The organism is Alcanivorax sp., assembly GCF_014762765.1.
Lineage (GTDB): Bacteria > Pseudomonadota > Gammaproteobacteria > Pseudomonadales > Alcanivoracaceae > Alcanivorax.
Genome location: NZ_JABURH010000089.1, coordinates 19,544 through 34,858 on the forward strand (window position 1 = coordinate 19,544; position 15,315 = coordinate 34,858).

General features: G+C 59.5%; 15 protein-coding genes. 6 read left to right on the forward strand and 9 right to left on the reverse strand.

What is annotated here, in order from left to right:
* Nucleotides 1-124: 124 nt before the first annotated feature.
* On the reverse strand, nucleotides 125-1,333 hold the full coding sequence (locus HUJ17_RS04500) for a CaiB/BaiF CoA-transferase family protein (RefSeq protein ID WP_290509552.1): 1,209 nt from the start codon (nucleotides 1,331-1,333) through the stop codon (nucleotides 125-127).
* A 274-nt stretch (nucleotides 1,334-1,607) separates the two neighbouring features.
* On the opposite strand from HUJ17_RS04500, the gene trmH reads away from it, so the two are divergent.
* Nucleotides 1,608-2,309 (forward strand): tRNA (guanosine(18)-2'-O)-methyltransferase TrmH, encoded by a 702-nt coding sequence (trmH, locus tag HUJ17_RS04505; protein WP_290509553.1) that lies wholly within the window; start codon nucleotides 1,608-1,610, stop codon nucleotides 2,307-2,309.
* Here the strand turns inward: trmH and HUJ17_RS04510 are convergent.
* Nucleotides 2,263-4,152: a hypothetical protein gene (locus tag HUJ17_RS04510; protein WP_290509554.1), complete on the reverse strand. Its 1,890-nt coding sequence runs from the start codon at nucleotides 4,150-4,152 to the stop codon at nucleotides 2,263-2,265. The two genes, trmH and HUJ17_RS04510, sit on opposite strands and share 47 nt — an antisense overlap.
* A gap of 49 nt (nucleotides 4,153-4,201) precedes the next feature.
* Here HUJ17_RS04510 and HUJ17_RS04515 point away from each other — a divergent pair, with 49 nt between their 5' ends.
* Both HUJ17_RS04515 and HUJ17_RS04520 read left to right on the forward strand, forming a co-directional pair.
* Nucleotides 4,202-4,879, forward strand: a complete 678-nt coding sequence (locus tag HUJ17_RS04515; protein WP_290509555.1) for a 50S ribosomal protein L11 methyltransferase — start codon at nucleotides 4,202-4,204, stop codon at nucleotides 4,877-4,879.
* A 171-nt stretch (nucleotides 4,880-5,050) separates the two neighbouring features.
* Entirely contained in the window at nucleotides 5,051-6,397 is a 1,347-nt protein-coding gene (locus HUJ17_RS04520) for a DegQ family serine endoprotease (protein WP_290509567.1), read from the forward strand.
* A gap of 122 nt (nucleotides 6,398-6,519) precedes the next feature.
* On the opposite strand, the gene HUJ17_RS04525 is transcribed toward HUJ17_RS04520, so the two are convergent.
* Together HUJ17_RS04525 and HUJ17_RS04530 are read right to left on the reverse strand one after the other, a co-directional pair.
* Entirely contained in the window at nucleotides 6,520-7,302 is a 783-nt protein-coding gene (locus tag HUJ17_RS04525) for a crotonase/enoyl-CoA hydratase family protein (protein ID WP_290509556.1), read from the reverse strand.
* A 92-nt stretch (nucleotides 7,303-7,394) separates the two neighbouring features.
* Nucleotides 7,395-8,036, reverse strand: coding sequence for an NAD(P)-dependent oxidoreductase (locus tag HUJ17_RS04530; RefSeq protein WP_290509557.1), 642 nt, complete (start codon nucleotides 8,034-8,036; stop codon nucleotides 7,395-7,397).
* A 115-nt stretch (nucleotides 8,037-8,151) separates the two neighbouring features.
* On the opposite strand from HUJ17_RS04530, the gene HUJ17_RS04535 reads away from it, so the two are divergent.
* Nucleotides 8,152-9,039: a LysR family transcriptional regulator gene (locus tag HUJ17_RS04535; RefSeq protein WP_290509558.1), complete on the forward strand. Its 888-nt coding sequence runs from the start codon at nucleotides 8,152-8,154 to the stop codon at nucleotides 9,037-9,039.
* Between the two features lies 1 nt (nucleotide 9,040).
* Nucleotides 9,041-9,355 carry a thioredoxin family protein gene (locus tag HUJ17_RS04540; RefSeq protein WP_290509559.1) on the forward strand — a complete coding sequence of 105 codons (315 nt, stop codon included), beginning with the start codon at nucleotides 9,041-9,043 and terminating at the stop codon, nucleotides 9,353-9,355.
* Nucleotides 9,356-9,567: 212 nt separating this feature from the next.
* On the opposite strand, the gene HUJ17_RS04545 is transcribed toward HUJ17_RS04540, so the two are convergent.
* Together HUJ17_RS04545 and HUJ17_RS04550 are read right to left on the reverse strand one after the other, a co-directional pair.
* Nucleotides 9,568-10,596, reverse strand: coding sequence for a zinc-binding dehydrogenase (locus HUJ17_RS04545; protein ID WP_290509560.1), 1,029 nt, complete (start codon nucleotides 10,594-10,596; stop codon nucleotides 9,568-9,570).
* 58 nt (nucleotides 10,597-10,654) lie between these two features.
* A complete protein-coding gene (locus HUJ17_RS04550; protein WP_290509561.1) occupies nucleotides 10,655-11,098 on the reverse strand; it encodes a DoxX family protein in 444 nt (147 codons plus the stop codon).
* Nucleotides 11,099-11,331: 233 nt separating this feature from the next.
* On the opposite strand from HUJ17_RS04550, the gene HUJ17_RS04555 reads away from it, so the two are divergent.
* A complete protein-coding gene (locus HUJ17_RS04555) occupies nucleotides 11,332-11,718 on the forward strand; it encodes a DoxX family protein (protein ID WP_290509562.1) in 387 nt (128 codons plus the stop codon).
* An 82-nt stretch (nucleotides 11,719-11,800) separates the two neighbouring features.
* On the opposite strand, the gene HUJ17_RS04560 is transcribed toward HUJ17_RS04555, so the two are convergent.
* From HUJ17_RS04560 to HUJ17_RS04570, 3 genes are all read right to left on the reverse strand, one after another.
* Nucleotides 11,801-12,133, reverse strand: coding sequence for a hypothetical protein (locus tag HUJ17_RS04560; RefSeq protein ID WP_290509563.1), 333 nt, complete (start codon nucleotides 12,131-12,133; stop codon nucleotides 11,801-11,803).
* A gap of 314 nt (nucleotides 12,134-12,447) precedes the next feature.
* On the reverse strand, nucleotides 12,448-13,653 hold the full coding sequence (locus HUJ17_RS04565; protein WP_290509564.1) for an acyl-CoA dehydrogenase family protein: 1,206 nt from the start codon (nucleotides 13,651-13,653) through the stop codon (nucleotides 12,448-12,450).
* Nucleotides 13,654-13,667: 14 nt separating this feature from the next.
* A complete protein-coding gene (locus HUJ17_RS04570; protein WP_290509565.1) occupies nucleotides 13,668-14,975 on the reverse strand; it encodes an acyl-CoA dehydrogenase family protein in 1,308 nt (435 codons plus the stop codon).
* Nucleotides 14,976-15,315 lie beyond the last annotated feature (340 nt).

The window sequence follows — 15,315 nt, forward strand, 5'->3', positions numbered from 1 at the left end:
CCGTGTTTCCTGAAAACGTCTGAACGCGGCCCTCGTCCTTGCCCCTAGGGAAAGCCGCAACCGCGTTGCAACTTGCCTCTTGCCTCTTGCCTCTTGCAACTTGAAACTTGAAACTTGAAACTGACTACCCGATCACCCCGTCCGCCTTCAGCGCCGCAAACTCCTCGTCACTGAGCCCCAATTCCTCGCGTAATACCGCGTCGTTATGACTGCCCACCTCACCGCCGGGCCAGCGGGTTTCGCCAGGGGTGTCTGCCAGTCGTGGAGTGATGGCGGGTACCTTGAGCGGCTTGCCGTTGATTTCCACCTGCTGGAACAGACCCCGGGCCTGGAAATGGGGGTCGTTAAACATGTCGGCCACGGAGTAGATGGGGCCGGCGGGGACCCGGGCCTTTTCCAGCAGAGTCAGTACTTGCTCGCTGGGCAGACTGCGACACCAACTGTCCAGGGCGGTGTCGATCTCTGCCTCGTTTTTCACCCGCCCGGCGTTGCTGGCCATGGCCGGGTTGTCGGCCATGTCCGGGCGCCCGGCGGTGGTCATCAGACGTTTGAAGATGGAATCACCGTTGCCGCCGATCACCACGAACTTGCCGTCCGCACAGCGGTAGGTATTGGTGGGGACGATGCCGGTGACAGTGGAGCCCGCCGGTTCACGAATCACTCCGGCGCCATCGAATTCCGGGATCACGCCCTCCAGCAGGTTGAAGACCGATTCATACAGGGCCACATCCACCACCTGGCCCTTGTCGCTCTTTTGCCGCTCGAACAGGGCCAGCAGAATTCCCAGGGCCGCGTGCAGGCCGGCAATGGTATCGCCCAGGGACAGGTTGGGGCGCACCGGGCGCTCGCCGGGGAAGCCATTCACATAACGCAGCCCACCGATGCCCTCGCAGACCGACGCATAGCCGGGTTTGCTGGCGTAGGGGCCGGTCTGGCCATAGCCGGAGATACGGGTGTAGATCAGCCCGGGATTGTCCTCGGCGAAGCTTTCCGGTCCCAGGCCCCAGTTTTCCATGGTGCCGGGGCGGAAGTTCTCTATTACCACGTCGGCGTTACCCATCAGTTTGCGTACCAGCGCCTTGCCCTGATCGGATTTCAGATCCAGGGTCACCGATTTCTTGTTGCGACCCAGGCTGCGCCACCAGTAGGAGGTGCCGTCTTCATCCAGCTTGCGCCAGCCACGAATGGGGTCGCCACCGGGTGGCTCCACCTTCACCACATCGGCACCGAAATAGGCCAGCAGGGTGCCGGTAAAGGGACCGGCCAGCAGCTGGCCCAGCTCGATAACACGGACACCGTCAAGGGGCAGGCGGCGGGATGAGAGTTCGGGCATGGGGTCTCCGTAGATTGCGGTTTGCTGGGCCACAAGCCTAGCGGATTGGGTTGCGCAGTGGGAGTGCCTGAAATGCACGGAATTGATTGTCCGGGGTCAGTCTTTCCGGGGGCAGGGAAAGATCAGAGCGAGTAACGAGGTCCGAGTTTCGAAATGCAAAACCAGGTGGCCTTTCGCGACTCGTACCTCGCTTCTCGTAACCGGTTGTCCGACCGGAGATTTTGCCTGTTTGCCCGCAGGCTATACAATCCGCAGCCTATTATAAGGAAAGCCCATGACCCCGGAACGTTATCGTCGTATCTGCGACACCCTGGACCGCCGCCAGCCTGATCTTACCGTGATTATGGATGGCGTCCACAAGCCCCATAATATCGCCGCCATTGTGCGTACCTGCGATGCGGTGGGGATTCTTGATGTGCACGCCATCCTGCCCAATAACCGGGCCCGTATGGCCGCCGGCACTGCCATGGGCTCCCAGCGCTGGGTAAAGGTGCACAAACGGGATGAGAGCGGCAGTGTGATTCGTGAATTGCAGGGGCAGGGGGTGCAGGTACTGGCGGCGCATCTGTCCGATACTGCCGTCCCTTACCGCGAGGTTGATTACACCCGGCCAACGGCCCTGCTGTTAGGGACGGAAAAATTCGGTGTCAGCGATGAAGCGGCGGCGGCGGTGGACCAGCATGTGATCATCCCGATGATGGGGATGGTGGAGTCATTTAACGTGAGTGTGGCGGCGGCCATCATTCTGGCAGAAGCCTGTGAACAGCGCCGAGCGAAAGGGTTTTATGATAAGCCGCGAATTGATCCGAACCGCTACCATGAGCTGCTGTTTCGCTGGGGGCATGAAAAAATCGCCCGTCTCTGTGATGCGGAGGGGATTCCCTACCCGGAACTGGACGATGAAGGGCAGGTTAAGAACAGCGCCGCCCTTACGGCGCTGTTGCGACAGAAGCACTCACCGGACCCAGAGGTGTAGCACTGGGGGCATGACTGACCTGCCAGTGGAAGTCGGCGGCACCGCCTTCTCCCACCCAGGCCGGGAACCACAGGGTATTGTCCATGGTGGCGTAGCGTAGGCGGGCGATATCGATGTTCCGTTCTTTTGCCAGTTGCACCATGCGCTGCAAGACCTTGCCGTGGCGCACCTGATCCACCTGCTTGGTGGTGTCCAGTATGGCCTGGCGCATCAGGCTGTTGAAATCATCACGGGCGATACCGGAAAAATTCATCCGGTTCAGGTCGGCCAGAAAGGCATCGGCGAGGTTGGCCACCGAGTGAAAACGGCCTTGCTTTTTCAGTTCCCTCAAGCGCTGGTTGACCACCTCGTCGTACTTGTCAAAAGCGCCGTCCTCCTCTGCATCTGCCAATGCCAGAATCGCCTCGCCAAGGCTGTCCATATCCAGATAATCCAGTTTGGGAATGGCACCAAGTAGATCAATGACCGTGCGCGGCATGCCCTCACTCTCAAAGCCCAGCCGCGGGGTGGCACCCGGGTGGCGCTCGTACTTGGTGGTGCTTGCCTTGTCATCCTCGTAGAACATGTTCATGGACATGCCACTGAGAAAGGCATCGAACAACCCATCAGGCACTACCGGCATATGGTTGCTGAAAAACATTTCCCAGCCCTGATTGGAATCCATATGCAGCCAGTCCCCGGGGAGTCGGGTCGCGCCAAGTGTGTGTTCGAAATCGTTCATCTCACCATCGACGATGCCATATTGGCCCTTGCCGTAGACGGAATCATAGGTGATGCGAGCGCCATCCAGATTATGAAAGTCGATGGCAAAGTGGATGCGGGGTTCGCGCAGGAACATCATGAAAAATTTCAGTACCTTGACGCTGCCAATGGCAAAGCGGGAAGGAATGGTGACTGACTGTTCGTAGAAATCCACCTGGAATTTCTGGCTGAAAAACGTTGGCATGAAGGCGTACCAGATGCGCGCCTTGACCAGGATCGAAGCCCTCACCGCACCATCCTTGACGGCGACGGGGGTGGCCTTGATGTTCTTGCGGGTATCCAGATCCACGCGCAGATTCTGGTTGAAAATGCCGGTGCTGATGTTGACGTAGATGTTGTCGATGACATTCTTGTCCTTGTGAGGACCCAACCGCGGAGACATGCCCTTGATCTGGGTGAAATCCTTGGCGTCGTAGTCCATTTGCATCAGCGTGGTTTCAATACGACCGCTTTCCAGATCCACCTGCACATAGTCTGCCCGCGAGCGTTCGCTGTTATTGCGCACCAGGTAAATGTAGCGGGGCTGGTTGCGTGGGGAATTCAGGCGAATTTCCTCCAGCATGCTGCCTTCCTTCAGCGCATGTTGCTGCGGATCAAAACGATCCCAGCCGCCGTCACGGAACATGAAGGCCAGCTCGTCGAAATCATCAAAAATACCGGGCTCGCCTTCCGGCTTGTGATCATTGTGGCCCTCAATCCAGATCAGACCGGTCTTGTCGAATTCGTCAATCTGGAAAGGAATCGGAATCAGCTTGCCCGCGCGCACGGCCATCAGTGACAGTTCTTCGGTGGGGATGCCGTTATGTTCCGCCAGCTCGAAGCCCTTCATCTCCATGGGGTAGAGGTAAGTGAACTGCGTGGTGTCCAGGGCCTTGAGCGTGCGATCCAGCTGGTCGGTGGAAATATTGCGCAGGCCGGAAGCCCAGCGGCCCATGGCGCTGGGATCTGCCTTGTAGAAATCCAGAAAATGCTCGAAGTACGGATCGGGGACGCCCTCGGTCCAGATTTCCCGTGCCTGTAATGGGCTCACCAGAGTGAGAAAAAGGGCGGTGAGACCGATCCATGCCTGTCTGCCGGTCATTTTGTTATTCTCTTGGACGATTTGGATTGGCGAAACAAGGCCCTAGGGTATGACAAGCAATCAGGAAAGAGTAGGCCTTGACGCCTTACACGAACGGCTCCACCGCGTATTACCGGCGGTATCCCTGGTCTGCCAGGCACTGCCGAAGACACCACAGATCCGCTTATGGCTGCTGGATGAGCTGTTTCCCGAACAGGCCCTGGACCCGCACATCGTCAATGCGATTATGGAAGAACCGCCGTACTGGTCGTTTTGCTGGGCGTCCGGCCAGGTGCTGGCAGAGTTTCTGCTCGCGAACCCCGAGTGGGTACAGGACCGCTGTGTGGTGGATGTGGGGCCCGGCTCCGGGGTGGTGGCGATTGCCGCGGCTATGGCCGGAGCGGCTCGGGTGATTGCCTGTGATCTGGATCAGGATGCACTCACTGCCACCGCCCTCAATGCGGCGGAAAACCGGGTGAATATCGAGCTAAGCCAGGATCTGGAGAGTGCCCTGGCGGTGGCCGATCTGGTGACTGCGGCGGATATCCTCTACGACCGGGAGAATCTCCCCTTGCTGGCCCGCTTCCAGCAGGCGAATCGGGTGCTGTTGGCCGATTCCCGGGTGCCAGACCTGGACCCGCCAGGGTACCAGTTACTGGGGCAGTGGCAGTCATGCACCTGGCCGGATCTGGGAGAATCCAACGAGTACAACGGGGTGAGAGTGTTTGCCTCGGAACCGTCGCCCTGAAGCAATGTCAGAAAGAAAGTACGGCGTTGCTATCCGCTCTTGGTGGCCGCTGCATCTGCCGTATGGGGGAGGGGAGGCCACCACGGCTGTCACCCGCTTATGGTTTGTTTTCTCAGTACAGGAGGAACGACGTTGTTGAATTCCAAGAATCCGTTGCAACCGGTTGTCTGGATGCTGGCCCTTTGTGTCATCACTTTTTCGTCGGCACAGGCGGCATTACCATCCGTTACGGGCGATGGCCAGGCGCTGCCATCATTGGCACCGATGCTGGAAAAAACCGCCCCGGCGGTGGTCAACATCGCCATCGAAACACGGATCCGTACCGCCCGTAATCCACTGATGGAAGACCCTTTCTTCCGCCGTTTTTTCAATATCCCCGAGCAACAGCAACGTGAGCGCCGTGCCGCCAGTGCCGGCTCCGGCGTGATTGTGGATGCCAAGGAAGGCTATGTGCTGACCAATGCCCACGTGGTGAAGAATGCGGACTCCATCGAGGTGACGCTCACCGATGGCCGTGAGCTGTCCGCCGAGCTGGTGGGTACCGACGAGGAGGTGGATCTGGCGGTACTCAAGCTGGAGTCCGCTGAGGATCTCACCCAGATTGCCATTGCCGATTCCACCGGCTTGCGGGTGGGCGATTTTGTGGTGGCCATCGGTAATCCGTTCGGACTGGGACAGACTGTCACCAGCGGTATTGTTTCTGCGCTGGGTCGGACCGGCCTGGGCATTGAAGGCTATGAAAGCTTTATCCAGACCGATGCTTCTATCAATCCAGGTAACTCCGGTGGCGCCCTGGTCAATCTGCATGGCCAACTGGTAGGCATTAACACCGCCATTATCGCCCCCGCCGGCGGTAATGTGGGGATCGGATTTGCCATTCCCACGGAAATGGCCGAGAACGTGATGCACCAGTTGATTGAACATGGAGAAGTCCGCCGCGGCGTGCTGGGTGTGACCATCCAGGACCTCACCAGTGAACTGGCGGAAGCCTTCGGGGTCAATCGCAAGAGTGGGGTGGTCATCACTCAGGTCATGGAGGAAAGCGCGGCGGAAAAAGCCGGCATTAAGAGTGGTGACGTGGTGATCGCCGTGGACGGCCGCCCGGTGAAGCGGGCTGCGGATCTGCGTAACAAGGTCGGTATGGCGCCGGTGGGCGAGAAGGTGACGCTGACGGTCCTGCGCGATGGCAAAAAGCGCGAGATGACAGCGGTCATCAGTGAGTCGACCCAGCAGGCATCCAGCGGTGAGTCGGTGTCCAAGTATCTGCAAGGCGCCAGCCTGCGGGATCTCCGTAAAGGGGAACTGCAGCATGCCGACAGCGGCGTGCTGGTGGAGGATGTGAAGCAGGGTTCTCCCGCATGGCGAGCCGGGTTGCGTCGCGGTGACGTGATCATCAACGCCAACCGCCAGGATGTAGTGAACACGGCGGAACTGCGCAATGCCATTGGCGATAAGGATGGCACCTTGCTGTTGCGGGTGAATCGTAATGGTGGTGTGTTCTTTGTGGTGATTCGCTGATTCGGTCGCGTTGAAAGTTCAAAGTTGAAAGTGAAAAAGCGCGGGCGAGTCTGGTGTTTAAACCTGCCAGGCTGTGCCCGCGTTTCATTTCTGCGCGGTTGATGGTCTAGGGATCCGCCGTCTTACTCTTCAAATGTCCCATGCCGGCCGGCGCCTCGCCGGAAACGTTCGGCGCCACCGATGGCTTCTTCGAACACTACCGGGTAGCCGCCTGCGCCTTCCCGGCGCAGGGCTTCCTCCTGGGGCAGGTCCCATTGTTGATAGGCAGAAAGCCGGTCGGCCTGCAGGCATTGCTGCGGGAAGGCGGCGATTTGCCGGGCCAGAGTAATGGCTTCATCCAGTGCCGTGCCATCGGCCACCACCCGGTTGGTGAGGCCGATCTGCAAGGCCTCATCGGCTGCCACCGGCCTGCCGGTCAGAATCATATCCATGGCCCGACTGTGGCCGATCAGACGAGGCAGACGCACGGTGCCGCCATCGATCAGGGGGACGCCCCAGCGTCGACAGAACACGCCGAAAGTGGCGGACGTTTCCGCCACGCGCAAGTCACACAGCAACGCCAGCTCCAGGCCGCCGGCCACGGCAAAGCCGCTCACGGCAGCAATCACCGGTTTGCTCAGCAGCATGCGGGTGGGACCCATGGGCCCGGGGCCGCTGCCGGTTTCATCGATCTCATTGCGTCGTTGCGGATCAGACAGGGCGGATAGATCGGCACCGGCACAGAAGTTGCCGCCGGCGCCGGTGAGGATAGCCACCTTGAGGTCGGCATTCCGCTCAAAGGTCTCGAAGGCGGTACGTAACGCATCCGCAGTGGGACGGTCCACCGCGTTACGCTTTTCAGGGCGGTTGAGGGTGATGATGAAAAGGTCGTCGCGGGTCTCGGTGATTACCGGTTGTTCAGTCACTGGGCTTTCCGTTTTCTGCCGTTTCCCCGCATCTAACCATAAAAGAAAGCCGGAAGGGGAGCGGTGGTTGTTACCGCTCCGCTTTTCAGTTTTCAGTAGGCCAGGGTGAAACGCTGACGTTCATGTTGCGGATGGTCCACTTCATCCAGCAGCGCCAGCGCATAATCCTGCACGGAAATCCGGCTGTTGCCCTGGTCATCCAGCAGTAGATCGTCCTGGCCCAGCCGGAACTGGCCGGTACGCTCACCGGGGAAAATTTCCGCTGCCGGCGACAGCATGGTCCAGTTCAATGCTGACTCTCCCTGCAGCAGGGTCAGGGCATCCTGAGCGCCCAGAGCGGTGGGTTTGTACTCCTCCGGGAAGGCCGGCGTATCGATCAACAGTGTGTCCGCCGCTACCCGCAGGGATCCGGCCCCGCCCACGATCACCAGGCGAGTCACGTCAGCGGCTTTCACTGCCGCGATAATGGATTTCACGCCCTGCACATAATAGCCACGGATATCGTCCTGGGCGTGGCCGCTGAAGGCGCTGATAACCACATCTGCACCGGTGAGCGCTTCAGTCAGTTGCGCGGTGTTCTGTACGTCTACCTGTTTGACGCTCAGGTTGGTGGCCGTGGCATTCAGCTTTTTCGGGTGACTGACCAGGGCGGTCACCTGATGGCCGCGGCGCAGGGCTTCTTCACGCAGGGCAGAACCGATAAAACCGCTGGCACCAATCAATGCAATTTTCATGGGGTAACTCCTGATTCAATTCGTTTTGGTAGCCTCAGTATCGGGATTTGCACTGATTGGAAAAATAGCCTAATAAGTAAATCAGTGTTGTTGATTTCTAAACAGTGAGACCGGCGTGGAAGCGGAATACGATCTTAATGCCTTGCCCCTGTTTTTGGCGCTGGCCCGGGCGGGCAGCTTTACCGGCGCGGCGGAACGGTTGGGGTGCAACAAGAGCAAGATCAGCCTGTCCATCAAGCGGCTGGAGCAGCGTCTGGGTGTGGCGCTGGTGACCCGCACCACTCGCCAGGTGCACCTGACTGAAGCCGGTGAGCGGCTGCTGGCCGGGCTGACGCCCCTGTTTGCCGAGTTGGAAGGCCTGCTTGATCAGGTGGAAACCGACCAGCAGACCCTGCAGGGGGAGCTGCGCATTACCGCCCCGGAGGATTTCGCGGCCCAGGTGGTGGCTCCGGCGGTGGTGGCCTTCAGTGAGCGTCACCCGCAACTGGAAATTGAATTGCGCACCGGCGACAGCGTGGCGGACATGGTCAAGGAGGGCATCGACCTGGCCATTCGCCTGGGCTGGTTGAAAGACTCTTCCTTGCGCGCCACTCGCCTGGGCGAGTTCGAGCAGTTTCTGGTGGCGTCGCCGGCCTTCATGGCAAACCATGGGCCGGTCAGTCATCCCCGGGATCTGGCTGCCTTGCCCTGGGTGACGTTTACACCGTTACCGTCGCCACTGACCTGGACTTTTTCCCGGGCAGACGAGCGTTGCACGGTGCGCATGCAGGGGGCATTGAAAGCGAATACCACGGCAGTGACCAAACAGTTGTTGCTACAACAGGCGGGTCTGTCGGTGCTGGCAGATTCCATTGCCGCTGACGAACTGGAGCGGGGTGCTCTGCAGCGAGTTCTGCCAGACTGGGAGCTGCCTGGTGGTGGCATTTACGCGGTCTACCCACCGGGGCGTCATACCCCGGCCAAGGTTCGGGCCTTTGTGGAATTTCTGCGCGAGCGGTTATGAAATGAGTTATGTGAAGACTTACGAAGAGGAAACCCTCAGCCGTGACGCGGTGGAACAGCGGTCGGGCACCTGGGTGCTTGAGTTCGGCGCCAACTGGTGCGGCTATTGCATCGCCGCCCAGAAAGACATCGAAACCGTACTGTCTCCCCTGGCCGACGTGCACCACGAAAAAATTGCCGATGGCCCCGGCCGCCCTCTGGGTCGCAGCTATCGGGTCAAACTGTGGCCCACGCTGATCCTGATTCGTGACGGCAAGGAAGTGGATCGGGTAGTGCGGCCCACCAGTATTGAACAGATTCGCCAGCTTTTCCCGTAGGAGCGTAGCAAGGCCTGAAAGGCAGCCCCGAAGGGGTAAGCGCAGTTAATAACGTCGCTGGCGGCGTGATACCCCAAAACCTGAAAAGCGGCATTTACCACAGAGGGCACAGAGATCACTGAGGAAAAGACAGGTTTTTCTCTGCGTTCTCTGTGCCCTCTGTGGTGAGATGCTTTTGATCCATGTCTGGAATCGCGCCGCCAGCGACGCTCCTACGCTGGGTCAGGTGTCGCTTCCAGCACCACCTTGCCTACAGACTGTCCTGAGCGCAGTAGTGTTAAAGCCGCATGGGCATCGTCAAAGGCAAAGCGATGACCCACATGGGGTGGTGGCAGGGGAATCGTCTGCAATTCTTCCAGCAGCACCTGCATCTTGCCTTTCTGTTCCCATAACCAGATCAGGTTGAAGGCCAGCACCGAGCGGTTGCTGCTGATCATCTCCATCACGTCGTAGCGGGGTCGGCGCAGATAGCGCCAGGCGGCTTTCAGGTAGTTGGGGCGGTTGTGACTGGGGGTGAATTCGGCAGCACCGAAGACGACCAGGCGGCCCATGGGGTTGAGGGCGTCGAAGCTGGCGATCTGCACCTTGCCGCCGATGGCATCCAGTACCAGGTCGAAGCGTCGTTCATCCCGTTGCAGTTGCCGGGCAAAGTCTGTCTCACGTACCAGCACATCCTGAAACCCTTGTTGCCGTAGCCAGGCGGCTTTCTCTTCGCTGCCCACCGTGCCGGTGGGGCGGGCGCCCAGCGCCTGTACCAGTTTCATGGCCTGCAGGCCTACGCCGCCAGCGGCGCTGTGGATCAGCACCTGCTGGTCCGCTTGCAGGGCACCAAGATGGATGAGGGCGTACCAGGCAGTCAGGGTCTGTGCCGGCCAGGCGGCGCCCTGGGCATAGTCCCAGTCTGCGGGTAGCGGGATCAGGTAATCCGCTTCGCTGTCGATAACCGTGGTATAGCCACCGAAGCGGGTGACGCCCATGACCCGGTCGCCCACGGCAAACCCTTGCGTCTGCTGACCGACTTCCTGTACTTCGCCGGCAAACTCCAGGCCGGGGGTAAAGGCGCCCTGGGGGGTGGCGGAATAGAGGCCAGTAAGGGCAAAGATATCGGCAAAGTTGAGGCCGACGGCATGCACCTTGATGCGAAGATGGTTGTCTGCCAGGGCAGGCAGCTTGCTGGTGTGCAGGGCCAGCCGCGCCATATTGCCGGCGCGGGGCGTCTGCCAGAAACGAAAAGTGCTCATCCCATACTCCAGCGCAAAAGCGGGAGTATGGGGCGGGGCAGGACAGAGCTCAACGGGCTTATTGCAGGACCTTGTTGAGCGGTAGGTCGGCGCTGAAGCGGCCACCACCGGAAATGGCCAGGGAGATACTGGCGGCTAGCAAGGCCAGACCGAACTCGTAGCCGTTGTTGCTCATGAATAAACCGTTGTCGATGTGCACGGTGACAATAGCCACGATCATGGTGAAGGCCAGTGCCACGGCGGCCGGGCGGGTCAGCAGACCGATCAGTAGCGCCAGGCCGCCCAGGAATTCCGCGCTACCCGCACCCAGGGCCATCAGGTAGCCAGGTTCCAGGCCGATGGACGCCATCCACTGCCCGGTGCCTTCCAGTCCATGGCCTCCGAACCAGCCAAACAGTTTCTGGGCGCCGTGGGCCATGAAGATGATGGCCACCGGCAGACGCAGGGCCAGGGGGGCAAACGTGTTGTCGGTACGGGTCAGGGAACGAAGCAGGTTGTTCATGGGGGATCCTTTTCAATCAAGTGCCGGTAAAGACGTGATGGGAGTATTTAATCATCAAATAAAATTGGATAAATCGAGTTTTGTTGCAGGTTTTGTTCTGATAATTCGATGTGTTCAGCATGCTCTCGGTGAGCTCCATGTGCGGGGGGTCGATTCGAGCTTGCTGGCGCTTTTCTTTTACCGGGCTAAACGGTTGAATGACGGGCAATTCGATTTCTTCACTGGGAGCAAAGATGGTCAACAATCCGGATATCGGCAAGCTGGTACTGCGTTTGATGCTGGGGTTACTGATGCTGTTGCACGGCATCAGTAAGCTGCAACATGGCGTTGGCTGGATTTCAGCGGAGCTGGCCTCTCACAATTTGCCGGGTTTTCTGGCCTATGGGGTTTTTATCGGTGAAATTATTGCGCCGCTGATGGTGATCCTGGGGGTGCATACCCGCATTGGCGCAGTGCTGATCGCCGGTAATATGCTGGTGGCTATGGTGCTGGTGCACATGGGCGAGCTGTTTGCATTGAGCAAGACCGGAGGCTGGGCGCTGGAATTACAGGGCTTTTTCCTGTTTACCGCGGTTGCCATCTTCTTTTTGGGGGCAGGTAAATACGCCGTGAGGAACTGAGTGCAGGCGGAGTTTTTCGCACGCACTGTCTCAAGGCCGCCGACTCAACAGGGCGGCCTTTTTCGTTCAGGCGGGTCTACGCTCAGGTACAGTAGCGACCGTACTGGCTCAGGGCCTTGCTGCTGTGCGGATCCACCAGATCCACCCAGACTTGCATGGACGCCTGATCCCGGGTGTTCTGCAATTTGGTGAAGTCGCCAGCGACGATATTGCCTTTCAGGGTGTCGCCCGCCTCGGGGGTGGCGCCGTCCAGTTGCTTGACCAGCACCATGCCGCCGCGGCTATTGAGTAACATGTATTCGCAACTCTGACTGAGGATGACGGTGGCCTGTTGCTGGTTGGCGTGTGCTGTCTGACCGAGCAACATACAGCCCGCCAGACCAGCACCGAGCAGATGCAGTTTGAGTGCTGACATGGGGATCCCTTCCTTTTTTATTGTTACACCTACACCTTACTTTGGCGCACTAGCCGAGCCTGTTGTGCAACGGCAGTAAAGCTGTAACCGGGGTGTAGTGTTTTTTTACATTCCATGGACTTCGATGGTGGCACAGACAATGTCACCGCAACATCATCGTTATGTCTCTTTATGCAGTAGGCATTTCGGCCGATAAAAGCCGTTGTGAGTAATAGAAAAGACATGGGGCGCGGACGGAGAGGGCGGGGACCCGCAACAAAAAAGCCGCACCCGGAGGTGCGGCTTTCAGGTCGGCATGACTGCCGGGAGTGGGATTATTTCAGTTCCTTGGAGCTCAATCCCAGTACCCGGCGGGCAATGACCAGTTGCTGGATTTGCTGGGTGCCTTCGAAGATATCCAGAATCTTCGAGTCGCGAGCCCACTTTTCCAGCAGTTCGTCTTCCGTGTAGCCGATGCTACCGGCCAGTTCCACGCAGCGCAGGGTGATCTGGTTGCCCACGCGCCCGGCCTTGGCCTTGCAGATGGAGGCTTCCAGGGTGTTGGCCTTCTTGTTATCGGCCATCCAGGCGGCTTTTACGGCCAGCCAGTAGGCCGCTTCCCAGTCCGCTTCCATGCGATAGATTTCCGCTTCCACCGCGGAGCAGTTGTCCACCGGCTTGCCGTAATCATAGGTCATGCTGTCCTTCAGCAGTTCCTTGATGCGCTCCAGGGAGGCTTTAGCGCAGCCGATGGCCATGGCGGCAACCAGCGGGCGGGTGTTGTCGAAGGTCTCCATGACTCCGGCAAAGCCCTTCTTGGTATCGATCTCCGGGCTGCCCAGCAGGTTCTCTGCCGGTACGCGGCAGTCATTGAAGTTAATGGCCGCCGTGTCGGAAGCACGGATGCCCAGCTTCTTCTCCAGACGGGCCAGTTCCATGCCCGGGGTGCCCCAGTCCACCACAAAGGACTTGATGGCAGCGCGGCCCAGTTTCGGATCCAGTGATGCCCAGACCACCACACAGTCGGCCCGGGAGCCGGAGGTCACATAGATCTTCTCGCCGTTCAGCACATAGTGATCGCCGTCCTTTTTGGCGGTAGTGCGAATGGCCGCGGAATCGGAGCCGCAGCTGGGTTCGGTGATGGCCATGGCGGCCCACTTGCCCTTGAAGCGCTCCAGCTGCTCATCGTTGGCCACCGCAGCGATAGCCGCATTACCCAGGCCCTGACGGGGCATGGCCAGCAGGAAGCCGGTATCGCCGTAGCACATTTCCATGGCACCCAGGCAAACGCCCATATTGGCGCCATTTTTTATGCTGCCGTCGTCCTGTACCTTGCCGCTGCCGGTGGTGGCAGCGCCGGCGGAATTGGCCGGGTCGCCTTCGTTGAAGCCATCCAGTACCGACGCCAGCATATCCAGCTCTTTCGGATACTCGTGCTCGCCACGGTCATACTTGCGCGAGATCGGACGGAGGGTGCTCTGGGCCACCTGATAAGCGTTGTTGATCAGGGGTTTGAACTTCTTGGGAATTTCGATATTCATGGTTGTCTCCCTCCTTACAGGTGCAGGCCGCCGAAGGCGACACCGATGGCACGCAGATCCCGGTACCAGCGCTCCACCGGGTATTCATGGGTGAAGCCGTGACCGCCCAGCAATTGCACGCCGTCAGTACCGATCTTCATCGCCTTGTCCTTGACCAGAGTGCGGGCAAGGTGCGCCTCGCGCTGGAAGGATTTGCCCTGTTCGGCACGGCTGGCAGCGCGGTAGGTGAGCATGCGCATGGAATCCAGCTCGATGGCGATGTCGGCAATCATGAACGCCACTGCCTGGCGGTAACTGATCGGCTCGCCAAAGGCGGTGCGCTCGTTGCAGTAGGGCACCACATAGTCGAGCACGGACTGACAGGTACCGATAGCCAGGGCACACCAGGCCAGGGTGCCAAGATCTACAAAGGCGCGGTAATCGAAATCACCGTTACCCAGGCGGTTTTCCACCGGCACGCGCACATTGTCCAGCTTCAGCGGGCGCTGGCCGCTGGCGCGGATCCCCATGGAGGGATCATCGCCGGCCACCAGCCCTTCGCTTCCACCTTCCACGATGAACACGGCGGGGCCGTCATCGGCCTGGGCGGCGACCAGAAAGATTTCTGCTTCGGCGGCCAGCGGCACCAGGGATTTTTCCCCGTTGAGGACATAGCTGTCACCGTCCTTGCGGGCGGTGGTCTTGAGTGCCATGGGGTCGAACAGCGGGTAGGGCTCGCACACGGCGATGGTGGCCTTGGGCGGGCTCTCTTCCGCGAAGGTGCTCAGGTACTTGTCCTGCTGTTGCGCGGTTCCCCACTGGGTGAGGGCATTGGCGACGCCCATGGGGGCAAGGATAGCCACGGCCTGTCCCATGTCACCGTGGGCCAGATCTTCGGCCACCAACATGCTGGTCACGGTGGAGCGTTCGCTGGCAGCACCGCCGAGGGCTTCCGGCACGGCAAAATAGTTGAGCCCCAGTTCCAGCGCCTGGGCAATCACCTCGTCGCTGGTCTTCTGGGTGGCGTCCGCTTCTTCTGCCTGATCACGCAACACATCGCGGGCAAAGGACTGCACACTGTCACGAATCATCTGCTGCTCGTCAGTGACGCTCAGATCGAAAAGGTCGCGGGTGTGGCCCGGTGCATTCAGCCGTTCCGGTTTGTTGCCCGGGTTGCTGGATTTGAACGTACGGGCCGTGGTGGTCAGCACCTGGAAGCCGCTTTTGGTGAGTGTGTAGGCAAGCCGTTCCACGGTCTTGCGCATGCCAATCTTGTCCAGCACTTCCGAGCTGGCCAGGCGGTTAAGCGCGGTCAGCGCATAACCAACTGCATCTTTTGCCATGAGAGTTCGCCTCGTTGTTGTGTCTATTTGCACTCGATTATGGACCGGAGGGGCTCAGTCACATTGACCAGTGTGACCGATGGGTCGGGCCAAGTAGCAACACGTTGGCGCTAAAGGCCTGGTAACTCCGGGCGGTGAAGGGTATGGGAGGGAGCTACGAGCTACGAGCTACGAGCTACGAGCTACGAGCTACGAGCTACGAGCTACGAGCTACGAGCTACGCTCGTTGGATAGGGAAAGACTGGAAAGTTCCTCGTAGTCCGCAATTTCTACGAAGCCGCTGTGGGAGCTATGCTTGCATGGCGAACCGCGCTTGCGCGGAAATCGACCGGAGGGCGAT